The 24,283-nt window shown below is 62.5% G+C and carries 23 protein-coding genes; 12 read left to right on the forward strand and 11 right to left on the reverse strand.

Going from position 1 to position 24,283, the window contains the following annotated elements; translation table 11 throughout:
• Positions 1–122: 122 nt before the first annotated feature.
• Positions 123–863: an osmolarity response regulator transcription factor OmpR gene (gene ompR / locus ABM562_RS03870; RefSeq protein WP_115084840.1), complete on the reverse strand. Its 741-nt coding sequence runs from the start codon at positions 861–863 to the stop codon at positions 123–125.
• A 241-nt stretch (positions 864–1,104) separates the two neighbouring features.
• Between ompR and ABM562_RS03875 the strand changes: the two genes are divergently transcribed.
• The 4 genes from ABM562_RS03875 (at position 1,105) to ABM562_RS03890 (ending at position 6,174) form a co-directional block, all read left to right on the forward strand.
• On the forward strand, positions 1,105–3,423 hold the full coding sequence (locus ABM562_RS03875) for a Tex family protein (RefSeq protein ID WP_258578547.1): 2,319 nt from the start codon (positions 1,105–1,107) through the stop codon (positions 3,421–3,423).
• The gene (locus ABM562_RS03880) at positions 3,423–3,806 is read left to right on the forward strand and encodes a PaaI family thioesterase (protein ID WP_115084838.1); all 384 of its coding nucleotides are present in this window, start codon (positions 3,423–3,425) and stop codon (positions 3,804–3,806) included. Before ABM562_RS03875 ends, ABM562_RS03880 begins: the two co-directional genes overlap by 1 nt.
• 138 nt (positions 3,807–3,944) lie before the next feature.
• A complete protein-coding gene (gshA, locus tag ABM562_RS03885) occupies positions 3,945–5,546 on the forward strand; it encodes a glutamate--cysteine ligase (protein WP_134064866.1) in 1,602 nt (533 codons plus the stop codon).
• Position 5,547: 1 nt separating this feature from the next.
• On the forward strand, positions 5,548–6,174 hold the full coding sequence (locus ABM562_RS03890; RefSeq protein ID WP_115084836.1) for a TetR/AcrR family transcriptional regulator: 627 nt from the start codon (positions 5,548–5,550) through the stop codon (positions 6,172–6,174).
• 101 nt (positions 6,175–6,275) lie between these two features.
• Here ABM562_RS03890 and ABM562_RS03895 read toward each other — a convergent pair whose 3' ends face one another.
• From ABM562_RS03895 to ABM562_RS03930, 8 genes are all read right to left on the reverse strand, one after another.
• Positions 6,276–6,491, reverse strand: a complete 216-nt coding sequence (locus ABM562_RS03895; RefSeq protein ID WP_010221227.1) for a TOBE domain-containing protein — start codon at positions 6,489–6,491, stop codon at positions 6,276–6,278.
• 19 nt (positions 6,492–6,510) lie between these two features.
• Positions 6,511–7,323, reverse strand: a complete 813-nt coding sequence (gene ssuB / locus ABM562_RS03900; protein WP_167458856.1) for an aliphatic sulfonates ABC transporter ATP-binding protein — start codon at positions 7,321–7,323, stop codon at positions 6,511–6,513.
• Positions 7,320–8,114, reverse strand: a complete 795-nt coding sequence (gene ssuC / locus ABM562_RS03905; RefSeq protein WP_115084835.1) for an aliphatic sulfonate ABC transporter permease SsuC — start codon at positions 8,112–8,114, stop codon at positions 7,320–7,322. The genes ssuB and ssuC overlap by 4 nt, the downstream gene beginning before the upstream one ends.
• Before the next feature lie 10 nt (positions 8,115–8,124).
• Complete coding sequence (ssuD, locus tag ABM562_RS03910) at positions 8,125–9,273, reverse strand: FMNH2-dependent alkanesulfonate monooxygenase (RefSeq protein WP_115084834.1); 1,149 nt, start codon at positions 9,271–9,273, stop codon at positions 8,125–8,127.
• 58 nt (positions 9,274–9,331) lie between these two features.
• Entirely contained in the window at positions 9,332–10,297 is a 966-nt protein-coding gene (locus ABM562_RS03915; RefSeq protein ID WP_115084833.1) for a sulfonate ABC transporter substrate-binding protein, read from the reverse strand.
• Between the two features lie 92 nt (positions 10,298–10,389).
• Positions 10,390–10,983 (reverse strand): NADPH-dependent FMN reductase, encoded by a 594-nt coding sequence (gene ssuE / locus ABM562_RS03920; RefSeq protein WP_115084832.1) that lies wholly within the window; start codon positions 10,981–10,983, stop codon positions 10,390–10,392.
• A gap of 224 nt (positions 10,984–11,207) precedes the next feature.
• On the reverse strand, positions 11,208–11,846 hold the full coding sequence (locus ABM562_RS03925) for a peroxiredoxin (protein ID WP_045201153.1): 639 nt from the start codon (positions 11,844–11,846) through the stop codon (positions 11,208–11,210).
• 162 nt (positions 11,847–12,008) lie between these two features.
• Positions 12,009–13,328 carry an OprD family porin gene (locus tag ABM562_RS03930; protein ID WP_134064872.1) on the reverse strand — a complete coding sequence of 440 codons (1,320 nt, stop codon included), beginning with the start codon at positions 13,326–13,328 and terminating at the stop codon, positions 12,009–12,011.
• A gap of 348 nt (positions 13,329–13,676) precedes the next feature.
• Between ABM562_RS03930 and tauA (ABM562_RS03935) the strand changes: the two genes are divergently transcribed.
• The 5 genes from tauA (ABM562_RS03935) (at position 13,677) to tauD (ending at position 18,322) form a co-directional block, all read left to right on the forward strand.
• Positions 13,677–14,648 (forward strand): taurine ABC transporter substrate-binding protein, encoded by a 972-nt coding sequence (tauA, locus tag ABM562_RS03935; protein WP_460420942.1) that lies wholly within the window; start codon positions 13,677–13,679, stop codon positions 14,646–14,648.
• Between the two features lie 197 nt (positions 14,649–14,845).
• Positions 14,846–15,823, forward strand: a complete 978-nt coding sequence (gene tauA, locus ABM562_RS03940) for a taurine ABC transporter substrate-binding protein (RefSeq protein ID WP_115084829.1) — start codon at positions 14,846–14,848, stop codon at positions 15,821–15,823.
• Between the two features lie 15 nt (positions 15,824–15,838).
• Positions 15,839–16,633 carry a taurine ABC transporter ATP-binding subunit gene (gene tauB / locus ABM562_RS03945; RefSeq protein WP_233674084.1) on the forward strand — a complete coding sequence of 265 codons (795 nt, stop codon included), beginning with the start codon at positions 15,839–15,841 and terminating at the stop codon, positions 16,631–16,633.
• The gene (tauC, locus tag ABM562_RS03950) at positions 16,630–17,469 is read left to right on the forward strand and encodes a taurine ABC transporter permease TauC (RefSeq protein WP_115084827.1); all 840 of its coding nucleotides are present in this window, start codon (positions 16,630–16,632) and stop codon (positions 17,467–17,469) included. The genes tauB and tauC overlap by 4 nt, the downstream gene beginning before the upstream one ends.
• Positions 17,470–17,488: 19 nt before the next feature.
• The gene (tauD, locus tag ABM562_RS03955) at positions 17,489–18,322 is read left to right on the forward strand and encodes a taurine dioxygenase (protein WP_460420946.1); all 834 of its coding nucleotides are present in this window, start codon (positions 17,489–17,491) and stop codon (positions 18,320–18,322) included.
• An 87-nt stretch (positions 18,323–18,409) separates the two neighbouring features.
• On the opposite strand, the gene betT is transcribed toward tauD, so the two are convergent.
• Both betT and epsC read right to left on the reverse strand, forming a co-directional pair.
• Positions 18,410–20,410 carry a choline transporter BetT gene (betT, locus tag ABM562_RS03960; protein WP_115084825.1) on the reverse strand — a complete coding sequence of 667 codons (2,001 nt, stop codon included), beginning with the start codon at positions 20,408–20,410 and terminating at the stop codon, positions 18,410–18,412.
• A 173-nt stretch (positions 20,411–20,583) separates the two neighbouring features.
• Positions 20,584–21,516, reverse strand: coding sequence for a serine O-acetyltransferase EpsC (gene epsC, locus ABM562_RS03965; RefSeq protein WP_115084824.1), 933 nt, complete (start codon positions 21,514–21,516; stop codon positions 20,584–20,586).
• 193 nt (positions 21,517–21,709) lie between these two features.
• Between epsC and ABM562_RS03970 the strand changes: the two genes are divergently transcribed.
• The 3 genes from ABM562_RS03970 (at position 21,710) to tcyL (ending at position 24,280) form a co-directional block, all read left to right on the forward strand.
• Positions 21,710–22,708 carry a D-cysteine desulfhydrase gene (locus tag ABM562_RS03970; protein ID WP_115084823.1) on the forward strand — a complete coding sequence of 333 codons (999 nt, stop codon included), beginning with the start codon at positions 21,710–21,712 and terminating at the stop codon, positions 22,706–22,708.
• Positions 22,709–22,814: 106 nt separating this feature from the next.
• A complete protein-coding gene (gene tcyJ, locus ABM562_RS03975; protein ID WP_115084822.1) occupies positions 22,815–23,615 on the forward strand; it encodes a cystine ABC transporter substrate-binding protein in 801 nt (266 codons plus the stop codon).
• The gene (gene tcyL, locus ABM562_RS03980; protein ID WP_115084821.1) at positions 23,615–24,280 is read left to right on the forward strand and encodes a cystine ABC transporter permease; all 666 of its coding nucleotides are present in this window, start codon (positions 23,615–23,617) and stop codon (positions 24,278–24,280) included. Before tcyJ ends, tcyL begins: the two co-directional genes overlap by 1 nt.
• The last annotated feature ends 3 nt before the right edge of the window (positions 24,281–24,283 follow it).

A 24,283-nucleotide genomic window follows, 5' to 3' on the forward strand; every position in this document is an offset into this window, starting at 1 on the left:
CGGCTACACACTATGCGGGAACGAGCGGGGCTCGCAGGCTTTGCAAAGCGCTGCACAGGCAAAAACAGGGCAACCCCGAAGGTCTGCCCTGCTGGCGGTGAGCTACTCCTGCAAACGAAACATCACTTGGTGGCATTACCATCCGGCACAAACACATAACCAACGCCCCAGACGGTCTGGATATAACGCGGCTTGGACGGGTCGGGTTCGATCATCCGCCGCAGGCGCGAGATCTGCACGTCGATGGAGCGCTCAAGGGCGTCCCACTCGCGACCACGGGCCAGGTTCATCAGCTTGTCGCGGGTCAGCGGCTCGCGGGCGTGCATCACCAGCGCCTTGAGTACGGCGAACTCACCGGTGGTGAGCATGTGCACTTCTTCACCGCGCTTGAGTTCGCGGGTGGCCAGCGACAGCTCGTAGTCGCCGAAGGTAACGGTTTCGTCCTCGCTGCCCGGTGCGCCCGGTACCGCCGGTGCCTGACGGCGCAGCACGGCCTTGACCCGGGCCATCAGCTCGTCGGGGTTGAAAGGCTTGGCCAGGTAGTCGTCGGCACCCAGCTCCAGGCCCTTGATGCGGCTCAGCTCGTCGCCCTTGGCGGTGAGCATGATGATCGGGATCTGGTTGTTCGCGGCGCGCAGGCGGCGGCAGGCAGTCAGGCCGTCTTCGCCAGGCAGCATCAGGTCGAGCACTACCAGGTTGAAAACTTCGCGGGCCAGCAGGCGGTCCATCTGTTCGGTATTGGGTACTGCACGGGCGCGATAACCCTTGCTGGTGAAGAAACGTTCCAGCAGGCTGCTCAGGCCCGGGTCATCGTCGACGATGAGAATTTTGTCGCCTTCGGCGGTTTGTGCAGTGCTGCTCATGGGTAGCTCCTCTAATCTCGGCACGCATTATGGCTTAGCCATCAATGGCCGTGCCGTGTGCATTGTTAGCAGATTTTTCCCCGGGTGCCAGTATTGCCGGGCCGACAACTGGCCTGCTGCTATCACCGCAAGCCGGACGCGCTGGGTATAATGCGCCGCTTTCAGCCAGCGCCGCATTGACCACAAGCGCTCTACAGCGCCCGCCCGCGGCCTTTGTATTCACAATTTGTCAGGTGGTTTTATGGACAGCATCAACAGCCGCATCGCCGAGGAACTCGGTGTCCGCCCACAACAGGTCGAAGCGGCCGTGGCTCTACTTGATGAAGGTTCGACCGTACCTTTTATCGCCCGTTACCGGAAAGAAGTCACCGGTAGCCTGGATGACACCCAGCTGCGCCACCTGGAAGAGCGCCTGCGCTACCTGCGCGAGCTGGACGACCGGCGTGTCAGCATCCTTGCCAGCATCGAAGAGCAAGGCAAGCTGACCCCGGAGCTGGCCCGCGAAATCAAACTGGCCGATACCAAGACCCGCCTCGAAGACCTGTACCTGCCGTACAAGCAAAAGCGCCGCACCAAGGGTCAGATCGCCCTGGAAGCCGGCCTGGGCGAGCTGGCCGATGGCCTGCTGAACGACCCGCAACTGAGCCCTGAAACCGAAGCCGCGCGTTTTGTCGACGCCGAAAAAGGCGTGGCCGATGTCAAAGCCGCCCTCGAAGGCGCCAAGTACATCCTCATGGAGCGCTTCGCCGAAGACGCCAGCCTGCTCGACAAGCTGCGCAGCTTCCTCAAGCAGGAAGCGGTGCTCAGTGCTCGCCTGGTGGCCGGCAAGGAAGAGGAAGGGGCGAAGTTTCGCGATTACTTCGAGCACGACGAAGTGCTCAAGAGCGTGCCGTCGCACCGCGCCCTGGCAATTTTCCGGGGCCGTAACGAAGGCGTGCTGGCTGCTTCGCTGAAAGTCGGCGAAGAGCTGCCGGGCACCCTGCACCCCTGCGAAATGATGATCGCCGAGCGTTTCGGCCTGCAAAACCAGAACCGTCCTGCCGACAAGTGGCTGGCCGAAGTGGTGCGCTGGACCTGGAAGGTCAAGCTCTACAGCCACCTTGAAACCGACCTGTTCGGCGAGCTGCGCGACAACGCCGAAGGCGAGGCGATCAACGTCTTCGCCCACAACCTGCACGACCTGCTGCTGGCCGCCCCGGCCGGCCCGCGTGCCACCCTGGGCCTGGACCCGGGCCTGCGTACCGGTTGCAAGGTCGCCGTGGTCGATGCCACCGGCAAGCTGCTGGACACCGCCACCGTCTACCCGCACGTGCCGAAAAACCAGTGGGACCAGACCATCGCCGTGCTCGCCGCGCTGTGCGCCAAGCACTCGGTGGAACTGATCGCCATCGGTAACGGTACCGCCAGCCGCGAAACCGACAAGCTCGCCGCCGAACTGATCAAAAAATACCCAGCGTTGAAGATGACCAAGATCATGGTCTCCGAAGCCGGCGCTTCGGTGTATTCGGCCTCGGAACTGGCGGCCAGGGAGTTCCCGGACCTCGACGTATCGATCCGCGGCGCCGTGTCCATTGCCCGGCGCCTGCAGGACCCGCTGGCCGAACTGGTGAAAATCGACCCGAAATCCATTGGTGTCGGCCAATACCAGCATGACGTTTCGCAGCTGAAACTGGCCCGTGGCCTGGATGCGGTGGTCGAGGACTGCGTGAACGCCGTCGGCGTTGACGTCAACACCGCCTCGGTCGCCCTGCTCGCCCGTATCTCCGGCCTCAACAGCACCCTGGCGCAGAACATCGTCGCTCACCGCGATGCCAACGGCGCCTTCAAGACCCGCGCAGCACTGAAGAAAGTCAGCCGCCTGGGCGAGAAAACGTTCGAACAGGCCGCAGGCTTCCTGCGCGTAATGAACGGCGACAACCCGCTGGACGCCTCCGCAGTGCACCCGGAAGCCTACCCGCTGGTACAGCGCATTGCCGCTGAAACCGACCGCGACATCCGTTCGCTGATTGGCGACAGCGGTTTCCTCAAGCGTCTGGAGCCGAAGAAATTCACCGATGAAACCTTCGGCCTGCCGACCGTCACCGACATCCTCCAGGAGCTGGACAAACCCGGCCGCGACCCACGCCCCGAGTTCAAGACCGCCGAGTTCCAGGAAGGCGTCGAAGACCTCAAGGACCTGCAGTTGGGGATGATCCTCGAAGGTGTGGTGACCAACGTCACCAACTTCGGTGCCTTCGTCGACATCGGCGTGCACCAGGATGGCCTGGTGCACATCTCGGCCCTGTCGGAGAAGTTCATCAAGGACCCGCGTGAAGCGGTCAAGGCCGGCGACGTGGTCAAGGTCAAGGTCATGGAAATCGACATCCCGCGCAAACGCGTCGGCCTGTCGATGCGCATGAGCGACACCCCGGGCGAGAAGATCGACGGCGCCCGTGGCAGCCGCCCGGGCTCGGCCCCGCGCCAGCAAAGCGCTCCAGCCCGTGCCAAGGAAACCCCGGCACCGGCCAACAACGCCATGGCCTCGCTGTTCGCCAACGCCAAGCAGCTGAAGAAGAAGTGATGACGGCTCCCGACGACGTCGTCTTCAGCGCCTTCAGCCAGTTGCTCGGCTGCCGTCTGCAACGCCTGGAAAACGGTGTTGCAGAGGTGGTCATGGCCCTGGAGCCGCACCTGCGCAACCGGGGTGGCAAGCTGCATGGCGGGGCGATCTTCAGCCTGGTCGACACCACCATGGGCCTGGCCTGTTCCAGTTCCCATGGTTTCGACCAGCAGAGCGTGACCCTGGAATGCAAGATCAACTACCTGCGCGCGGTCAGTGAAGGTGAAGTGCTGTGCGTTGCCCGGGTGCTGCATGCCGGGCGGCGCACGCTGGTGGTCGACGCCGATGTACTTCAGGGCGACAAACTGGTGGCAAAAGCGCAGGGGACATTCGTCGTCCTCTAGCCGCAAATGGCCAAACTGCGGTACTTTCGGCAGAGCGCAGGCGCTGCCGAAAGCCGGCCACAACCAGGCGACAACGCCAGTTCCTCTGTCCACCCTTGTAGACCGTCATCTCCACCCCCATATTGGGGCGACTGACGCGTGAAGGAATCCATCTTGAGCGAACTTCTCAACCGCCGCCTGAGCCTGCTCGGCCAAGGCGACAACCTCTCCCTGCTCAAGCAGTGCCTGCACGGCATCGAGCGTGAATGCCTGCGTGTGACCGAGGAAGGTCGTCTGGCCCAGACTCCGCACCCCGAAGCCCTCGGCGCGGCGCTGACCCACGAGCAGATCACCACGGACTATTCGGAGTCGCTGCTGGAGTTCATCACCCCAGCCCTGGCCGACCCGGCGCAGACCCTCGAAAGCCTGGAAAACATCCACCGCTTCGCCTACACCAAGCTTGGCAACGAGTTCCTCTGGAGCCCGTCGATGCCTTGCCCGCTGCCGGCCGAGGAAGACATTCCGATCGCCTGGTATGGCACCTCCAACATCGGTCAGCTCAAGTACGTCTACCGCAAGGGCCTGGCCCTGCGTTACGGCCGCACCATGCAGTGCATCGCCGGGATTCACTACAATTTCTCGCTGCCAGAAAAACTCTGGCCGCTGCTGCGCGCTGCCGAACACGGCACGGAAGATAATCGCGACTATCAGTCGTCGGCCTACATCGCCCTGATCCGCAACTTCCGCCGCTACAGCTGGCTGCTGATGTACCTGTTCGGCGCCTCGCCGGCCCTGGATGCGGGCTTTTTGCGTGGCCGCCCGCACCAGCTCGAACAGTTCGACGCCGACACCCTGTACCTGCCCTACGCCACCAGCCTGCGCATGAGCGACCTGGGTTACCAGAGCAACGCCCAGTCCGGCCTGACGCCCTGCTACAACAATCTCGCCAGCTACACCGACAGCCTGCGCAAAGCGGTAGCCACGCCTTACGCGCCCTATGTCGAGATCGGTACGCACAAGGATGGCGAGTGGGTTCAGTTGAACACCAACATCCTGCAGATCGAAAACGAGTACTACTCCAATATCCGCCCCAAGCGCGTCACCTACAGCGGCGAGCGGCCGATCCAGGCGCTGATGGCCCGTGGCATCCAGTACGTCGAAGTGCGCTGCCTGGACATCAATCCGTTCCTGCCAACCGGTATCGACTTGCCCGAAGCGCGTTTCCTCGACGCCTTCCTGTTGTTCTGCGCCCTGGAAGAAAGCCCGCTGCTGGGCAACCTGGAGTGCGGCAACTGCACCGGCAACTTCCTTAGCGTGGTCAAGGAAGGTCGCCGTCCGGGCCTGGAGTTGCAGCGTGACGGTCAGCCGGTCGAGCTCAAGCAGTGGGCCGCTGAACTGCTCGAACGCATTGCGCCCCTGGCCGAACTGCTCGACCGCAGCCACGGCAGCGACGAACACGCCAAGGCCCTGCACGCGCAGAAAGCCAAGGTCAGCGACCCTTCCCTGACGCCATCGGCGCAGGTGCTGGCGAGCATGACCGAGCACAAGGAAAGCTTCAGCCGCTTCGCCTTGCGGCAAAGCCAGGCCCATGCAGAGTTCTTCCGCGCCCAGGCCCTGCCGATCGAGCAGCAGCAACGCTTCGAAACGGCAGCGCACGAGTCCCTGGAAGCCCAGGCAAAGCTCGAGCGCGAAGAGGACAAGGCCGACTTCGACCTGTTCGTCAGCGCTTACCAGGCGAGCATCCTGGCGATCAGCAACTGACATGACCCGCACTGCTACCCCGCGCAAACCCCGGGCCCGCAGCCAGGCGAGGATCGATTCGATCCTCGAGGCGGCGCGCACGCTGCTGGCCAGCGAAGGGGTGGCCAGCCTGTCGATCTACAGCGTGGCCGAGCGCGCGCAGATTCCGCCGTCGTCGGTGTATCACTTCTTCGCCAGTGTCCCGGCCCTGCTTGAAGCGCTCACCGCCGACGTGCACAGCGCCTTTCGCGCCTGCCTTGAAGCGCCCATTGATGCAGCGGCGTTGAACACCTGGCACGACCTGTCGCGCCTGGTCGAGCAACGCATGCTGGTGATCTACAACGAAGATGCCGCGGCGCGCCAGTTGATCCTGGCCCAGCATGGTCTGAGCGAAGTGACCCAGGCTGACCGCCAGCACGACATCGAGCTGGGCGACCTGATGCATACCTTGTTCGCCGAGCATTTCCAGTTGCCGGTGTTGCCGCAGGACGTGGATGTGTTTGCGCTGGCCATGGAGCTGGGCGATCGGGTGTATGCCCGCTCGGTGCAGTTGCACGGGCAGATCACGCCGCGCATGGCCGAGGAAGGGATGCGGGTGTTTGATGCGTATCTGGGGCTGTATTTGCCGCCGTTTCTGCCTAAACGCTGATGGCCTCATCGCTGGCAAGCCAGCTCCCACAGGGACTGTATACACCGAACCTTGTGGGAGCTGGCTTGCCAGCGATGCAAGGCAAAGCCTTGCCCTGGTAGTCAGAGCTTGGCAATCGACACTTCAGTCGACTTCACAAAGGCAATCACCTCACTGCCAATGGTCAGCTCCAGCTCGCGCACCGAGCGGGTGGTGATCACCGAAGTGACGATACCCGAGGCCGTTTGCACATCGATTTCCGACAACACCGGGCCTTCGAGGATTTCCTTGACGGTGCCTTTGAACTGGTTGCGTACGTTGATCGCTTTGATAGTCATCTGCTTGGTTCCTTACAGGTCAGAGAGCCCAACGCAATTGCGTCGGCAAAGGTGCGACAGGTTCCGGCTCGGGCGGTGTGCCCGGAATCGACAGAACCCGGTTGAGTACTTCGGTTTCCAGTGCGGCCAGGCGGTGTGACCCGCGCACCCGCGGGCGAGGCAGGTCGACCGTCAGGTCCAGGCCCACTTCGCCGTCTTCGATGAGGATCACCCGGTCGGCAACCGCCACCGCTTCACTGACGTCGTGGGTAACCAGCAACACGGTGAAGCCGTGCTGGCGCCACAGCCGTTCGATCAACTGCTGCATTTCGATACGAGTCAGCGCATCCAGCGCGCCCAATGGCTCGTCGAGCAGCAACAGGCGTGGCTGGTGGATCAGGGCGCGGGCCAGGGCCACACGCTGCTTCTGGCCGCCCGACAACGCCGCCGGCCATTCATGGGCGCGCTCGGCCAGGCCGACCGCCTCCAGCGCTTCAAGGGCTCGCGGCCGCCAGTTGCCCGACAGGCCCAGGCCAACGTTGTCGATGACCTTCTTCCACGGCAGCAAGCGCGCTTCCTGGAACATCAGGCGGGTGTCTTCCTGGGCTTCGCGCAGCGGCGCGGAACCGGCCAACAGCTCGCCGCCACTGGGCTGGTCGAGCCCGGCGAGCAAGCGCAGCAAGGTGCTCTTGCCGCAGCCGCTGCGCCCGACAATGGCGACGAACTGCCCGGCCGGAATATGCAGGTCGATGTCACGCAGCACCTGGCGCTGGCCGAAGGTCTTCTGCAGGTTCTGCGCCGCCAGCGGAATCCCGCGCAGCAGTCGTGGTGGCGTTTCCTTGAGGATGGTCATGCGCCCTCTCCCCTGCTCGGTTGATAGGCCGGATGCCAGCGCAGCCAGACCCGCTCAAGACCGCGTGCGGCCAGATCGGCAAGCTTGCCGAGCACGGCATAGAGGACGATGGCCAGTACCACCACATCGGTCTGCAGGAACTCGCGGGCATTCATTGCCAGATAGCCGATACCGGCATTGGCCGAGATGGTTTCGGCAACGATCAAGGTCAGCCACATGAAGCCCAGGGCAAAGCGCACGCCAACCAGGATCGACGGCAAGGCGCCCGGCAGGATCACCTGGCGGAACAGCTCGAAGCCGGACAAGCCATAGCTGCGGGCCATTTCCACCAGGGCCGGATCGACGTTGCGAATGCCGTGGTAGGTATTCAGGTAAATCGGGAACAGGGTGCCCAGGGCCACCAGGAAAATCTTCGCCGACTCATCGATGCCGAACCACAGGATCACCAGCGGAATCAGCGCCAGGTGCGGCACGTTACGGATCATCTGCACCGAACTGTCGAGCAGGCGCTCGCCCCATTTCGACAGGCCGGTGATAAAGCCCAGCGCCAGGCCGATGGCGCCACCAATCAGAAAGCCGACGGCTGCCCGCCAGCCACTGATTGCCAGGTGGGTCCAGATCTCGCCGCTGCGCACCAGCTCGACGCCGGCGCTCAATACTGCACTTGGTGCCGGCAAAATCCGCGTCGACAGCCAGCCGACGCTGACTGCCAGTTGCCAGACCGCCAACAACAGTAACGGCAGCGCCCAGGGCGCCAGGCGTTGCTGCCAGGGAGTGGATGAACGACTCATGGCCCGGCCCTCAGCGCTGCGCCGAGGATTTGGGCAGGATGTCGTTGGCGACCATCTCGCCGAACGGGCTCACGTAGCCACCGCTTTGCGGCAGTTGCGGGCGCTCCACGTCCAGGTGCGGGAACAGCAGCTCGGCCACCCGGTACGACTCTTCCAGGTGTGGATAACCGGAGAAGATAAAGGTGTCGATACCCAGCGCCGCGTATTCCTTGACCCGTTCGGCCACGGTCGGGCCATCGCCGACCAGGGCCGTACCGGCACCGCCGCGCACCAGGCCGACACCGGCCCAGAGGTTGGGGCTGACTTCCAGGTTGTCGCGGTTGCCGCCGTGCAGCGCGGCCATGCGTTGCTGGCCGACCGAATCGAAGCGCGCCAGCGAGGCCTGGGCGCGGGCAATGGTGTCGTCGTCCAGGTGCGAGATCAGGCGCTCGGCGGCCTGCCAGGCTTCGGCGTTGGTCTCACGCACGATCACGTGCAGGCGGATGCCGAAACGTACGCTACGGCCTTGCTTGGCGGCCTTGGCACGCACCTGCTCGATCTTCTCGGCAACCGCGGCGGGTGGCTCGCCCCAGGTCAGGTACAGCTCGACCTGTTCGGCCGCCAGGTCCTGGGCCGCTTCCGAAGAGCCACCAAAGTACAGCGGCGGACGCGGCTGCTGGATCGGCGGATAGAGCAGCTTGGCGCCTTTGACCTGGATGTGCTGGCCGTCGTAGTCGACGGTTTCGCCTTCCAGCACCCGGCGCCAGATGCGGGTGAACTCCACCGAGGCCTGGTAGCGCTCTTCGTGGCTGAGGAACAGGCCGTCACCGGACAGCTCCTCCGGATCGCCACCGGTGACCAGGTTGAACAAGGCACGACCACCGGAAAGACGATCCAGGGTCGCCGCCTGACGCGCTGCCACGGTCGGCGAGATGATCCCCGGACGCAGGGCTACCAGGAACTTCAGGCGCTGGGTCACCGGAATCAGCGAAGCGGCGACCAGCCAGGAGTCCTCGCAGGAACGCCCGGTGGGGATCAGCACACCGCCAAAGCCGAGGCGGTCAGCCGCCTGGGCAATCTGCTGCAGGTAGCCGTGATCGACGGCGCGCGCGCCTTCGGCGGTGCCAAGGTAATGGCCGTCGCCATGGGTTGGAAGAAACCAGAATACGTTGAGGCTCATTGGAGTTGTCTCCTAGGGGTGGCGCAGACCGGGGCGGCGCCCCGGCGCGGGCAAATCGTCAAGGGGCGCTGGCGACCTTGGCCGGCGGTGTCCAGATCACGTCCTTGATGCTCAACGGCTTGGGAATCAGCTTGAGCGTCTTGAAGGTGTCGGCGATCTTCTGCTGGGCAGCGATCACTTCCGGGGTGAGGAAGGCGGCGCCGTAGCCCTGGCGCTTGACCGAGGTCTGGGTGATGTCGGCGGGCAAGCCGAGCAGCGGCGCGACCTGGTCGGTGACTTCCTGCGGGTTGGCCTTGGACCACTCGCCCACTGCGCGCACTTCATCGACCAAGGCGCTGATCACTTCAGGGTGCTTCTGCGCGTAGGGCTTGGTCGCCAGGTAGAACTGATGGTTGTCGACGATGCCCTCGCCGTCACGCAGGGTGCGTGCCTGCAACTGCTGCTCGGCAGCGGCCTGGTACGGGTCCCAGATCACCCAGGCATCGACGCTGCCACGCTCGAAGGCGGCGCGGGCATCGGCGGGCGGCAGGAATACCGGCTGGATGTCGCTGTACTTGAGGCCGGCGTCTTCCAGGGCGCGGACCAGCAGGTAGTGAACGTTGGAGCCTTTGTTCAGCGCGACCTTCTTGCCCTTGAGCTCCTTGACCGACTGGATTGGCGAGCCCTTGGGCACCAGGATGGCTTCGCTGTGCGGCGCTGGCGGTTCGTAGGCGACATACAGCAGGTCGGCGCCAGCGGCCTGGGCGAACACCGGCGGCGTCTCGCCGGTCACCCCGAAGTCGATCGAGCCGACGTTCAGGCCTTCGAGCAGTTGCGGGCCACCGGGGAATTCAGTCCATTGCACCTGCACGCCCTGAGCGGCAAGGCGCTTCTCCAGCGTGCCCTTGGCCTTGAGCAGCACCAGGGTGCCGTACTTCTGGTAACCGATACGCAGGCTTTCGGCCTGGGCTTGAGTAATGGCGCCGAAGGACACAGCCGCAGCAAACAGAGCGACCAGACCACGACGCAAAATGACAGTGCGCATAGCGCTCTCCTTTGCTGTTGGGGTTCAGGCTGCACCTGCTTGCCCGTTGGCGGGCGAGTAAGGTGGGAACTACAGGTAGCGGGTGATACGCTTCAGATGCTCCAGCGAGCACTGAGCAGACGTTCATTCAACACGCCCGGCGCAACCGGTTTGGGTCGACGCGCCAGGGCGCTGTGAAACAGTTCCAGGGATTCGAGCAGACGCTGCTCCAGGGCCGGCGCCAGTTGCGCGGCGGCACTGCCTTCGCCGTAGGCGATCTGGCTGTCGTCGGCGAAGATCCCTTGCAGGGTTTCCTGGGCCTTGAGTGCCGACAGCACCGGCTTGAGCGCGTAGTCCACGGCGAGCATATGGGCGATGCTGCCGCCGGTAGCGATCGGCAGCACCACCTTGTGGCTCAGGGCGCGTTCGGGCAGCAGGTCGAGCAGGGTTTTCAGCGCACCGGCGAACGAGGCCTTGTACACCGGGGTAGCAACCACCAGGCCATCGGCCTGTTCTACCAATTGCAGGAAGTGCTGCACCTTGGGGCTGTCGAAACGTGCATGGAGCAGGTCTTCGGCCGGAAAATCCCGCACCTGGAAAGTCACCACTTCCACGCCCTGGCCTTGCAGCCACTGGCGGCTGCGCTCAAGCAGGACACCGGAGCGGGAACGCAGACTGGGACTACCACCGAGAGAAACAACCAGCATTGGAACGCATCCTTGATCGTGTTCTAGAGGGCCGCGAGTTGGAGTTCTCGCTGGAGTGAAGTGACCTTAACAGCTTGATACATATATCGATAAATCATATTTTTTCATTTGTTTATTCCTTTAAGAGCTATGAGAGCATCGCGGGGCAAGCCCGCTCCTACAGGTATTGGGGGGAAGAAAAAAAGGGCCGTAAAACGGCCCGAGTTCCCTGCTATGGCTAAAGATCAACGATTGGGTTGCGGGGTCAGGCGCAGGTACGGCTTGACCGCCCGGTAACCCTTGGGAAAGCGGCGCTTGATTTCGTCTTCATCCTTGAGCGACGGCACGATCACCACCTCGTCACCATCCTGCCAGTTGGCCGGGGTGGCAACCTTGTGGTTGTCGGTCAGTTGCAGCGAATCGATCACCCGCAAGATCTCGTGGAAGTTGCGCCCGGTGCTGGCCGGATAGGTGATGGTCAGGCGGATCTTCTTGTTCGGATCGATAACGAACAAGGAACGCACCGTCAGGGTATCGCTGGCATTGGGATGAATCAGGTCGTAGAGGTCGGAGACTTTGCGATCGGCATCGGCCAGGATCGGGAAGTTGACGACAGTGTTCTGGGTTTCGTTGATGTCTTCGATCCAGCGGTGGTGCGAATCCACCGGGTCCACCGACAGGGCGATGGCCTTGACCCCGCGCTCGGCGAACTGCTCTTTGAGCTTGGCGGTGAAACCCAGCTCGGTGGTGCACACCGGGGTGAAGTCGGCCGGGTGAGAGAACAGCACGCCCCAGCTGTCGCCCAGCCATTCGTGGAAGCGGATCTTGCCGGCGCTGGAATCCTGTTCGAAGTCGGGGGCGATATCGCCGAGTCTGAGGCTCATGGTGCGGCTCCTTGGCTGGGTTCGTTATGGCTTCACTGTGCCTGCTTACTCGTAAAATTAAAAAGAATAAATATCGATTTATTTAGATCAAAAAGGGATATCAAAAAACAGGCAAAAGAAAGCCCGCCCGGCACAAATGCGGGACGGGCTCTGATTGCCGACTTACAGGATCGACAGGGTGTAGCTGAGGATCAGACGGTTTTCGTCCTGGTCACGCTGGTTGACTGCGTCGGAACGCAGCGAAGCGTTCTTCCAGGCCAGGCCCAGGCCTTTGAAGGTACCTTCAGGTACAACATAGCCGAGGGAGAAGTCGCGCTCCCATTCGGAACGGTCGCTGCCCGGAGCATTGATATTGGTACCTTTGAGGTAGACCACGGAGGTGGTCAGGCCCGGCAGGCCAACCGCAGCGAAGTCATAGGCATACTGCGCAAGCCAGGTGCGCTCGCCGGCACGCTGGAACTTGCCGATCTGACGGTCGGTGATCAGGTAGGCCGAAGCACCATCACCCTGGTTCAGGAACGGGAAGTCACTGGTGCCGTTGACACGCTGGTAACCAGCGCTCAGCGCATGACCTTGCAGGCTATAGGTGAACATCGCACTCCAGGTGCGGTTGTCCACTTCGCCGTTGTTCTGGTATCCGGAAGCTTTATAGCCAGCCAGGCGGCCTTCAGTGCTGGCGTTCTTGCCATCGGAATCGCTGTAGAAGTAACGCAGGTCGGACTTCAGGCTACCGACCGGCAGCGCCCAGTTATGGGTCAGGCCGAGGAAGTGCTGTTTGTAGAAGTCGTCCAGGTTGCCGTAGTAGTACTGGGCAAGCAGGTCCTTGGTGACCTTGTAGTCGCCACCGGCGTAGTAGAAGGCGTTGCTGCGCTGACCAGTACGGCTGTTGGCACCTGCAATCGACAGCGAGTCGTTGTTGGTGGAGTTACGACCTTTGGCGTGCTCCAGCTTACCGCCGATCAAGGTCAGGTTCTCGATTTCGTTCGAAGTGACCTGACCACCTTCAAAGGTTTGCGGCAGCAGTCGACCGTCGTTGTAGGTCACGACCGGCAGCTTCGGCATCAGCGTACCGAGGCGTGCTTCAGTCTTGGAGAACTTGACCTTGCCGGTCAGGCCCAGGCTGCCGAAATCGTCGACAGCACGGCCGTTGCTTTCACTCGGGAATACAGTACCGCCAGTGCTGCCGTTGGTTTTGTTGTAGGCAGTGCCACGACCGGAGTCGAGCTTGATGCCCAGCAGGCCGATGGCATCGACACCAAAGCCGACGGTACCTTCGGTGTAACCGGAGGTGAAGTTGAAAATGAAGCCTTGGCCCCACTCTTCAGTCTTGGATGGGTCAGCGGTGCCGCTACGGTTGTCGGTGTTGATGTAGAAGTTGCGGGCAGTGATGCTTGCCTTGCTGTCTTCAACGAAACCGGCAGCACCCGCCTGCTGGGCCAGAACCCCAACGGCCACGGCAAGTGCCAAGGTGGACTTGTACATGTTTTGCTCCTCTACGTTCTAATTCTTGTGTGTCGCTTACGGCAGGATCTTTGTGTCCCGCTCGACGTCGATTGGCGATTTGCACCAAAGGGTGACCGTCTAGTCAATCGTAACTATTCATTTCACTACTTTGGTCTAATGCGCCAGCGGTGGGGGTGAAGGATAATGACAATCCTATAAATCCAAAAAGACTTATTTCGTAATTTTTCAGATTATTACGGAATATGATCCGAATTTTTCTCCGCTGCCGTTATCGGCACATAAGCTAATTCCTAAAGGGTATTTTGAAGCGGTTTTTTAGATCGCTTAGCTTTGTCGAACCTTCCCCCTTCGACAAGGCAGCCCCTCATGGCCAGACCATCATTGCGTTTCCTTTATGCCCTGGCCTTGACCAGCATCACTTTTGTCGCCCAGGCCGATGAACTGACGGTGGGCTACCAAACCGGCATCGACCCGAGCAAAGTGCCCCAGGCCGACGGCGCCTATGAACAGGCCATCGGTGAAAAGATCGCCTGGCGCCGTTTCAACAGCGGCCCGGAAGTGGTCACCGCGATTGCCTCTGGCGATGTACAGATTGGCAATCTGGGCTCCAGCCCGTTAGCCGCTGCCGCTTCGCGCAAGCTGCCGATCGTGGCGTTTATCGTCTCGGCGCAGATCAACGCCGCCGAAGCACTGGTGGTGCGCAACGGCAGCGGCATCAACAGCCCGCAGGACCTGGTCGGCAAGACCATCGCCACGCCGTTCGTGTCCACCTCGCACTACAGCCTGCTTGGTGCGCTCAAGCACTGGAACCTCGACACCCGTCAGGTCAAGGTGGTCAATCTGCAACCAGCGGAAATCGCCGCAGCGTGGAAACGTGGCGACATCGACGGTGCCTTTGTCTGGTCGCCGGCATTGGGCGAAATCCGCAAGACCGGCAAAACGCTCACCGACGCCGCCGAGGTTGGCGGCTGGGGTGCACCGACGTTCGAAGTGTGGGTAGCGCGCAAGGTTTTTGCCGAGAAGCATCCTGAGGTGGTGAGCAAGTTCGCCAAGGTCACCCTTGATGCATTTGCCGACTACGCTGCCAACAAGGCGCAGTGGACGAGCGACTCGGTACCGGTGCAGAAGATCGCCAAATTGACCGGCGCCAATCCGGCAGATGTTCCGCAGTTGCTGGCCGGGGCGGCGTTCCCCGATGCCCAGGCGCAGCCGCAGTTGCTGCAGAGCCAGACGCCCAAGGCGATTGGCGAGACCGCGCGGTTCCTCAAGGAACAGGGCAAGGTCGAAGCGGTACTGGCGGACTACGCGCCGTACGTGAGCGCCAAGTTTATTCAGTGAGATCGTATCGCGGGGCAAGCCCGCTCCCACAAGGACCTGCAGGAGTGGGCTTGCCCCGCGATGAAACCACCTCATTTGCAGAGCCTTAAATCAATTGGCTCCTAAGCTAATGCAAAAAAGTTATTTATTTTAACTTTCTTAGATCATCTAGTCTTATTCCACACCAACACAACCGCCCGCCTGACAAGGAGTTAACCATGACCCTGCATGCTCCCCTGCGCCTGTTCGCCGCCCTGACCCTGGCCGGCACCAGCTGGTTTGCCCAGGCGGCCGACCTGACGGTGGCCTACCAGACCACCGTGGACCCGGCGAAAGTCGCCCAGGTCGACGGTACCTACGAGAAAACCAGCAAAGCCGACATCGACTGGCGCAAATTCGACAGCGGCGCCGACGTGATCACCGCCGTGGCCTCCGGCGATGTGCAGATCGGCTACCTCGGTTCCAGCCCGCTGGCCGCGGCCGCGACCCGCAAGCTGCCGGTGGAAACCTTCCTGATCGCCACCCAGATTGGCGCTGCCGAAGCCCTGGTCGCCCGCGATGGCGCCGGCATCAACTCGCCGCAGGACCTGATTGGCAAAAAGATCGCCGTACCGTTCGTCTCCACCGGTCACTACAGCCTGCTGGCTGCGCTCAAGCAATGGAACATCGACCCGGCCAAGGTACAGATCCTCAACCTCGCACCACCGGCAATCATCGCCGCCTGGAAGCGCGGTGACATCGACGCCACCTACGTCTGGGACCCGGCCCTGGGCGTGGCCAAGGAAAACGGCAAGGTACTGATCACCTCCGGTGAGCTGGCCGACAAAGGCGCACCGACCTTCGACGCCTGGATCGTGCGCAAGGACTTCGCGGCCAAGCACCCGGAGATCGTCAAGGCCTTCGCCAAAGTCACCCTGGATGCCTACGCCGACTACCGCAAAGACCCGCAAGCATGGCTGGCGAACAAGAGCAACGTCGACAAGCTGGTGAAGCTCTCCGGCGCCAAGGCGGCTGATATCCCTGGCCTGCTGCAAGGCAACGTGTTCCCGCTGGCCGCCGACCAGGTTGCAGCGCTGGGCGCACCGACCACCCAGGCAATCACCGACACCGCTACCTTCCTCAAGGAGCAAGGCAAGGTCGAAGCGGTGCTGCCGGACTATGCGCCTTACGTCAGCGCCAAATTCATTGCCAACTGAGACTCGGAGCAGACCATGGCCCTGTTACAACTGGAGCGCATCAGCGCACAGTACCCCGGCGCGGCCGAGCCGGTGCTGGCCGACATCAACCTGAGCCTGGGCCCGCAGCAATTGCTGGTGGCCCTCGGCCCTTCGGGCAGCGGCAAGACCTCGCTGCTCAATCTGATTGCCGGTTTCGTGGCGCCCAGCAGCGGCCGTATCACCCTCGACGGCGTCCCGGTGCAAGGCCCCGGCGCCGAGCGCGGCGTGGTGTTCCAGGATGATGCGCTGCTGCCCTGGCAGGATGTGCTGGCCAACGTTGCCTTCGGCCTGGAACTGGCCGGGGTACCGCGCGCCAAGCGGGAAACCAAGGCCCGCGAGATGCTCGCCCTGGTCGACCTGGCGGACTTTGCCAGCCGGCGAATCTGGCAGCTGTCCGGTGGCCAGAAGCAGCGCGTGGGCCTGGCCCGGGCGCTGGCTGCCGACCCGCGTGTGCTGCTGATGGACGAGCCGTTTGGCGCACTGGATGCCTTTACCCGTGAACAGATGCAGGAGTTGCTGCTGCAAGTCTGGCAGCGCACCGCCAAACCGGTGTTCCTGATTACCCACGACATTGAAGAGGCGGTGTTCCTCGCCACCGAACTGGTGTTGCTGGCGCCGAATCCCGGGCAGATCGTCGAACGCCTGCAACTGGATTTCGGCCAGCGCTACAGCGCCGGCGAGCCGGCCCGCTCGATCAAGTCCGACCCGCGCTTTATCGAAACCCGCGAGCACGTGCTGGCCCGGGTGTTCTCCCAACGCAGTGCCGCGACGCGGCAGGAGTCTGCATGAGCAGCCTGGATGTCCCGGTAGCGGCCAAACGCGCCGCCAGCCAAACCACGCCGAGCAAACCCCGGCGCAGTCTGAGCACCCGCTGGATCAGCGCCCTGACCCTGGCCACGCTGTTGCTGGTGTGGTGGGCGGTTACCGCCGCCGAATGGATCGAGCCGTTGTTTTTGCCCTCACCCGAAGCGGTGCTGAGCAAGGCCTGGTTGCTACTGACCCAGGGCTACATGGAATCCACCCTGTGGCAGCATCTGGGCGCCAGCCTGCAACGTATTGGCCTGGCCCTCGCTGCGGCGATCGTCACGGCGATTCCGATCGGGATTGCCATCGGCCATAACCGTATCGCCCGCGGCATTCTCGACCCGCTGATCGAGTTCTACCGGCCGATTCCGCCCCTGGCCTACCTGCCGCTGATCGTGATCTGGTGCGGCATCGGCGAGCTGTCGAAAGTGCTGCTGATTTATCTTGCGATCTTCGCCCCGATCGCCATTGCCACCGCCACTGGCGTGCGTACCGTCGACCCCACCAAGCTGCGCGCGGCGCAGTCGTTGGGGGCCACGCGCTGGCAGCTGATTCGCCATGTGATCCTGCCCAGCGCCCTGCCCGACATTCTCACCGGCGTGCGCATCGGCCTGGGTGTCGGCTGGTCGACCCTGGTGGCTGCCGAGCTGATCGCCGCCACCAGCGGCCTGGGTTTCATGGTCCAGTCGGCGGCGCAGTTCCTGGTAACCGATGTGGTGGTGCTGGGCATCCTGGTGATCGCGCTGATTGCCTTCGCCCTGGAGATGGGCCTGCGCGCCCTGCAGCGCAAGCTGGTGCCCTGGCACGGCCAGAGCCATTGACAACGGATAGAGAACAACCATGAGCCTGACCATTACCCCGCTGAGCCCTGCCCTCGGCGCCCAGATCAGCGGCATCAACCTCAGCCGCGAAATCAGCCAAGAACAACGCGACGCCATCGAACAGGCACTGCTCAAGCATCAGGTGCTGTTCTTTCGCGACCAGCCGATCAACCCGCAGCAGCAGGCCGAATTTGCCGCGCGCTTTGGCGACCTGCATATCCATCCGATCTACCCGAATGTGCCGGAAACCCCACAGGTGCTGGTGCTCGATACCGCCGTCACCGACGTGCGCGACAACGCCATCTGGCACACCGACGTGACCTTCCTGCCGACCCCGGCGCTGGGTGCCGTGCTCAGTGCCAAGCAGCTGCCGGCCTACGGCGGCGATACCTTGTGGGCCAGTGGCATCGCTGCCTACGAGGCGCTGTCGGCACCGCTGCAGCAGCTGCTTGCTGGCCTTACCGCGACCCATGACTTCACCAAGTCGTTTCCGCTGGAGCGCTTCGGTACCACCCCTGAAGACCTGGCGCGCTGGGAAGCGGCACGGCGCAACAACCCGCCGTTGTCGCACCCGGTGATCCGTACTCACCCGGTGAGCGGGCGCAAGGCGCTGTTCGTCAACGACGGTTTCACCACCCGCATCAACGAACTGAGCGAGGCTGAAAGCGAGGCAATTCTCAAGCTGCTGTTCGCTCACGCGACCCGTCCGGAGTTCACCATTCGCTGGCGCTGGCAGGAAAACGACGTGGCGTTCTGGGATAACCGCGTGACCCAGCATTACGCGGTGGATGATTACCGGCCGGTGCGGCGGGTGATGCACCGGGCGACGATTCTGGGGGACGCGCCGTTTTAAAGATCCATCGCGGCGCTACCATCGCTGGCAAGCCAGCTCCCACAAAACCCTGTGGGAGCTGGCTTGCCAGCGATGGGGCCAGAAAAATCAACGCACCAGGTGCAAGAACTGCATATGCCGCTCGTACTGATCGAGAATGTCGTTGATGATCTGCTCCTTGCTGTAGCCAACCAGGTCGTAATCCTGGCTGCCTTCGCTCAGGTGCACTTCGGCACGGTAGTAGCGGCGGTTCTTCAGTTCCTGGGTACCCAGGCCCCCCAAGGCAAATGATGGGGTGAAGTAACCGCGCATCTGCACCTGGTAAATGAACGGCTGCTCTTCACCATGGCCAATCTTCAAACTGACGTTGTCGTGGCTCGGGTCTTCCTGGGTGATGACATGCAGACCCTTCTCGCCAAACACTTGGGTCACCTCGGCAATCGCCGGGCGCACCACGTCATCCATGAAGCGATACACCTCATCGCGTGACGGGAAGTGCACGGCCTGGCTCAAACGCTGACGCCAGCCACCACGGCCACGCCGCGAGTTGGCGAACGGTGCCAGCGAATGCAGCTGGGCGATCTGCCGTTGCGATTCCAGGTAGAACGCCTTGTGCAGGCCCCACATCATCAACAGCAGGATCACCGAGAACGGCAGCGAGGTGAGTACCACCGCCGACTTCAGCGAATCGATGCTGCCAGCGAACAACAACCCGCTGGTCACCAGCGCGGTCATCGCGCCCCAGAACACCCGCAACCAGTTCGGACCATCTTCGTCGGCGTTGCCGCCACGTGCAGAGAGGGTCGAGAGCACCACGGTGCCGGAGTCGGCGGAGGTCACGAAGAACACGAAGCTGATGAACACCGTGACGGCAATCACCGCCTTGCTCCACGGGTAGGTTTCCAGCAACAGGTAGAGGGTCATCGACGGGTTGTCGAGGGCCGATTGGCCCAGCGCGGTCATGCCGTGTTCGAGCACCTGGAACAGCGCGCTGTTACCAAAGATCGACATCCACGCCAGGGTGAAACCCAGGGGAATCAGCAGCACGCCAAAGACGAACTCGCGGATGGTCCGGCCGCGGGAAATCCGCGCAATGAACAGGCCGACAAACGGCGCCCAGGCAATCCACCAGGCCCAGTAGAACACGGTCCAGCCGCCCAGCCACTCATTGGCCTGGTTGTAGGCGTAGACATCGAAACTCTTGCGCGGCAAGGCGCCGAGATAGTCACCGAGGTTCTGGATCAGAGTATTGAACAGGTGCTGGGTGGGCCCGGCGAACAGCACGAACAGCAGCAGCGCGCAGGCCAGGAACATGTTGATGTCGGACATCACCCGCACGCCCTTCTCGACCCCGGCAACCGCCACGGCGACCGCCGCGCCCATCATTAGGGTGATGAGGATCACCTGCACCCACTGGGTATGCGGCACGCCGAACAGGTAGTCCAGGCCGGAGTTGAGGTGCAACACGCCAAAGCCCATGTCGGCGCCCAGGCCGAACACCGTGGCGATGATGCCGAAGCCGTCCACGGCGTAACCGATCGGGCCGTTGATACGCTTGCCGATCAGCGGATACAGCGCCGAACGCAAGGCCAGCGGCAGGTTGTGCCGGTAGGCGAAATACGCCAGGGCCATGCCGACAAAGGCGAACACGCCCCAGCCATGCAGGCCCCAGTGCAGGAACAGCAGCTGCATCGCCTGGCGCCCAGCCTCGACCGTGCCGGCCTCGCCTTGCGGCGGCTGGAGCATGTGGGTCAGGGGTTCGGAGACACAGAAGAAGAACAGGGTAATGCTGATGCCTGCTGCGAACAGCATGCCGGCCCAGGACAGGTAGCTGAACTCGGGCTCGTCGTGGTCGGCACCGAGCTTGATCTTGCCGTAGCCAGACAAGGCGGTGACCACCACGAAGACCAGATACAGCGTCATCGCCAGCATGTAGTACCAGCCAACGGTGTTGGCCGCCCAGTTCTGCGCCGCCAGCAGCCACTCGCCAGCGGCTTGCGGATTGCTGATGACCACCAGGCCGAATATCAGGATAAAGCTCGCCGCGAAGTAGAAAACCGGCGGATTCATGCGGATCTTGCCGCTGGAGTCGGGGCTGGGTGCACTCATTGGGCGTGCACCTCGCCGAGGGGGGAGAAGCTTGGATTGAACGGGTTCAGCAAAGGGTTTCCTCCTGTTGAACACCGGCAGCGGACCACCGTTTTAACTTGAACAAGCGTTCAAGTTAAACATGGATGGGGGTCGCGATGCGACCCGTTGCCGCAAGCCAAGCTTTGGGTCGCCTACTTCTGGGTACCGTCATCATGCTGCAGATTGGCCTGGGTCAGGTTGCTGCCCGGGGCCACGCTGCGGGTCAGCCAGACGTTGCCGCCGATGGTCGAACCCTTGCCGATGGTGATTCGTCCCAGAATAGTCGCGCCGGCATAAATCACCACGTCGTCCTCGACAATCGGGTGACGCGGATGGCCCTTCTGCAACTGCCCGTCTTCGTCCGCCGGGAAGCGTTTGGCGCCCAGGGTAACGGCCTGGTAGATGCGTACCCGCTCGCCGATGATCGCCGTTTCGCCGATCACCACGCCGGTGCCGTGGTCGATGAAGAAGCTCGGGCCGATTTGCGCGCCGGGATGGATATCGATGCCGGTGACCGAGTGGGCCAGCTCCGAACTGATCCGTGCCAGCAATGGCAGGCCGGCCCGGTACAGATGGTGGGCCAGGCGGTGGTGGATGACGGCGAGAATACCCGGGTAGCACAGCAGCACCTCATCGACGCTGCGCGCCGCCGGGTCACCGTGGAAAGCGGCCAGCACATCGGTATCGAGGATGCTGCGCAGACCCGGCAAGGCCGCGGCAAAGTCCTGGATCAGGCGCAAGGCCTTGGCATCGATCTCGGACGATGTGTTTTTACCTTGGCGAGCGACATAACGCAGTTCAAGGCGGGCCTGGGCAAGCAAGGCGGTCAGGGCCGCGTCGAGGGTATGGCCGACATAAAAGTCTTCGCTCTCTTCACGCAGGTCGACCGGGCCCAGGCGCATAGGGAACAAGGCACCACACAACTGCTCGAGAATATGCCGCACCGCTTCGCGCGAAGGCAGCTCACGGCCGCCTTGCTCGCCGCTGCTGCGACCATTGCTGCTGCGCCACTGATCGCGGGCGGCACGCAGCTGGCCAACGATGGTTTGCAGCTGCCAATGCCCTGATTGCGCGTTCTCGCTCACGGTTACCTCTCCTGCTGCAGCGGCGGTCGGTGGGTTGAAGTTCCGCCACAATTGACGATCACTTTACGGCAAATTCCTACAGGGGAAAAAATAACCCTTTATTCCAGAACGCGATAAAGGCGGCATAAGCCAGGTAGTTGCCCGCACGCCGCAGGCTGCTTATAGTCAAATTTTACCTAGCCGACGTGACCCCATGATCGACCGACAGCTTGCCCGCTTCAATCGTCTGGACTTGCTTGGCGCCCCCACCGCGCTGGAAAAACTCCATCGCCTCTCGGCCTGGGCTGGCCGCGACATCTACGTTAAACGCGACGATTGCACGCCGCTGGCGATGGGCGGCAACAAGCTGCGCAAGCTCGAATACCTGGCCGCCGACGCCCTGAGCAAAGGTGCCGACACCCTGGTCACCGCCGGGGCGATCCAGTCCAACCATGTGCGCCAGACCGCAGCCCTGGCCGCTCAATTGGGCCTGACGTGTGTAGCTCTGCTGGAAAACCCGATCGGTACCGATTCGCTCAACTACCGGCAGAACGGCAACCGACTGTTGCTGGAGTTGTTCGACGCCAAGGTCGAACTGGTCGACAACCTCGATAATGCCGATGAACAACTGCAAGCCCTGGCGGTGCGCCTGCACGCCAGCGGGCGCAAACCCTACATCGTGCCGATTGGCGGCTCCAACGCGCTGGGTGCCTTGGGTTATGTACGCGCAGGCCTTGAGCTGGCACAGCAGATCGAACATTGCGGCGAGCAGTTCGCCGGGGTAGTACTGGCTTCTGGTAGCGCCGGCACCCACAGCGGCCTGGCCATCGCCCTGGCGCACAAACTGCCGAAACTGCCGGTGATCGGCGTGACCGTATCGCGCAGCGATGAAGACCAGCGGCCGAAAGTCCAGGGCCTGGCCGAACGCACCGCCGAGCTGTTGGGCGTGCGTTTGCCAGAAACCTTCAAGATCGAACTGTGGGACGAGTACTTCGCCCCACGCTATGGCGAACCGAACGCTGGCACCCTTGCCGCCATTCGCTTATTGGCCAGCCAGGAAGGATTGCTGCTCGACCCGGTGTATACCGGCAAGGCCATGGCCGGGCTGCTCGACGGCATTGCCCGCCAGCGCTTCGACGACGGCCCGCTGATTTTTCTGCATACCGGTGGGGCACCGGCATTATTCGCCTACCCTGAGGTCTGGAACGGCTAATCAACTTATTTGAAAATGATATAAGAGCATGAATTTATATTATTTTTCAGACTAAAAGCGTCACCCTATAGTCAGCGCCACACTCACAACAACATTGGGGCTAACCATGAAGATTTCCGCTTTCGGTAAACAGGCAGTAGCCGCCGGCCTTGGCCTGCTGCTCGGGGCCAGCCTGCTCGGCCAGGCTGTGGCTGGCGAGCAACTGCAGCAGATCAAGGACAAGGGCGTGATCAACATCGGCCTTGAAGGCACCTATCCACCGTTCAGCTTCGTCGATGCCGATGGCAAGCTGGCCGGCTTTGAGGTGGAACTCTCCGAGGCCCTGGCCAAGGAGCTGGGGGTCAAGGTCAAGCTGCAACCGACCAAGTGGGACGGCATCCTCGCGGCCCTGGAGTCCAAGCGCCTGGATGCGGTGGTCAACCAGGTGACCATCTCCGAAGAACGCAAGAAGAAGTACGACTTCTCCGAGCCCTACACTGTTTCCGGGATTCAGGCGCTTGTGCTGACGAAAAAGGCCGCCGACCTGAACATCAAGTCCGCTGCCGACCTGGGCGGCAAGAAAGTCGGCGTGGGCCTGGGCACCAACTACGAACAGTGGGTCAAAGCCAATGTGCCGACCGCTGACGTGCGCACATACGAAGACGATCCGACCAAGTTCCAGGACCTGCGTGTCGGCCGTATCGACGCCATCCTGATCGACCGTCTGGCCGCACTGGAATACGCCAAGAAAGCCAAGGACACCACCGCCGCCGGTGACGCGTTCTCCCGCCAGGAAGCCGGTATTGCCCTGCGCAAAGGCGAGCCGGAACTGCTGGCCGCCGTGAACAAGGCCATCGACAAGCTGCGCGCCGACGGCACGCTGAAAAAGCTTTCGGAAAAGTACTTCAACGCTGACGTCACTCAATAATGGAAGAAGCTTTCCAACTCGCAATAGAGTCCGCGCCCTTCCTGCTCAGGGGCGCGTACTTCACGGTAGTCCTCAGCCTCGGCGGGATGTTCTTTGGCCTGCTGCTGGGCTTCAGCCTGGCGTTGATGCGCCTGTCGTCGCTCAAGCTGCTGAGCTGGACCGCGCGGGTCTACGTCTCGTTCTTTCGCGGCACGCCGCTGCTGGTGCAGCTGTTCATGATCTACTACGGCCTGCCGCAGCTAGGCATCGAGCTCGATCCGCTGCCGGCGGCGCTGATCGGCTTCTCGCTGAACATGGCCGCCTATGCCTGTGAAATCCTTCGCGCCGCAATCAGCTCCATCGACCGCGGCCAGTGGGAGGCGGCCGCCAGCATCGGCATGACCCGTGGCCAGGCCATGCGCCGGGCGATCCTGCCGCAAGCGGCGCGCACCGCCTTGCCGCCACTGGGCAACAGCTTTATCTCGCTGGTCAAGGACACCGCCCTGGCCGCCACCATCCAGGTGCCGGAGCTGTTCCGCCAGGCGCAGCTGATTACTGCGCGCACTTTCGAAATCTTCACCATGTACCTTGCCGCTGCACTGATCTACTGGGTGCTGGCCAGCGTTCTCGCACACCTGCAGAACCGCCTGGAAGCGCGAGTCAACCGGCACGACCAGGAGTCCTGAGGC

It is taken from the genome of Pseudomonas sp. ZL2 (assembly GCF_054788455.1).

Bases quoted from the DNA above. Each gene is read 5' to 3' on its own strand.
- ssuE (WP_115084832.1), bottom strand. From the start codon at position 10,983: ATGCTGGTTGTTTCTCTCGGTGGTAGTCCCAGTCTGCGTTCCCGCTCC.
- ABM562_RS03925 (WP_045201153.1), bottom strand. From the start codon at position 11,846: ATGAGCCTCAGACTCGGCGATATCGCCCCCGACTTCGAACAGGATTCC.
- ABM562_RS03970 (WP_115084823.1), top strand. From the start codon at position 21,710: ATGATCGACCGACAGCTTGCCCGCTTCAATCGTCTGGACTTGCTTGGC.
- tauC (WP_115084827.1), top strand. From the start codon at position 16,630: ATGAGCAGCCTGGATGTCCCGGTAGCGGCCAAACGCGCCGCCAGCCAA.
- ssuD (WP_115084834.1), bottom strand. From the start codon at position 9,273: ATGAGCCTCAACGTATTCTGGTTTCTTCCAACCCATGGCGACGGCCAT.
- ABM562_RS03880 (WP_115084838.1), top strand. From the start codon at position 3,423: ATGACGGCTCCCGACGACGTCGTCTTCAGCGCCTTCAGCCAGTTGCTC.
- ABM562_RS03890 (WP_115084836.1), top strand. From the start codon at position 5,548: ATGACCCGCACTGCTACCCCGCGCAAACCCCGGGCCCGCAGCCAGGCG.
- tauB (WP_233674084.1), top strand. From the start codon at position 15,839: ATGGCCCTGTTACAACTGGAGCGCATCAGCGCACAGTACCCCGGCGCG.
- tcyL (WP_115084821.1), top strand. From the start codon at position 23,615: ATGGAAGAAGCTTTCCAACTCGCAATAGAGTCCGCGCCCTTCCTGCTC.
- ompR (WP_115084840.1), bottom strand. From the start codon at position 863: ATGAGCAGCACTGCACAAACCGCCGAAGGCGACAAAATTCTCATCGTC.
- ssuC (WP_115084835.1), bottom strand. From the start codon at position 8,114: ATGAGTCGTTCATCCACTCCCTGGCAGCAACGCCTGGCGCCCTGGGCG.
- ABM562_RS03915 (WP_115084833.1), bottom strand. From the start codon at position 10,297: ATGCGCACTGTCATTTTGCGTCGTGGTCTGGTCGCTCTGTTTGCTGCG.
- ABM562_RS03930 (WP_134064872.1), bottom strand. From the start codon at position 13,328: ATGTACAAGTCCACCTTGGCACTTGCCGTGGCCGTTGGGGTTCTGGCC.
- tauA (WP_115084829.1), top strand. From the start codon at position 14,846: ATGACCCTGCATGCTCCCCTGCGCCTGTTCGCCGCCCTGACCCTGGCC.
- tauD (WP_460420946.1), top strand. From the start codon at position 17,489: ATGAGCCTGACCATTACCCCGCTGAGCCCTGCCCTCGGCGCCCAGATC.
- tcyJ (WP_115084822.1), top strand. From the start codon at position 22,815: ATGAAGATTTCCGCTTTCGGTAAACAGGCAGTAGCCGCCGGCCTTGGC.
- ssuB (WP_167458856.1), bottom strand. From the start codon at position 7,323: ATGACCATCCTCAAGGAAACGCCACCACGACTGCTGCGCGGGATTCCG.
- ABM562_RS03895 (WP_010221227.1), bottom strand. From the start codon at position 6,491: ATGACTATCAAAGCGATCAACGTACGCAACCAGTTCAAAGGCACCGTC.
- tauA (WP_460420942.1), top strand. From the start codon at position 13,677: ATGGCCAGACCATCATTGCGTTTCCTTTATGCCCTGGCCTTGACCAGC.
- ABM562_RS03875 (WP_258578547.1), top strand. From the start codon at position 1,105: ATGGACAGCATCAACAGCCGCATCGCCGAGGAACTCGGTGTCCGCCCA.
- betT (WP_115084825.1), bottom strand. From the start codon at position 20,410: ATGAGTGCACCCAGCCCCGACTCCAGCGGCAAGATCCGCATGAATCCG.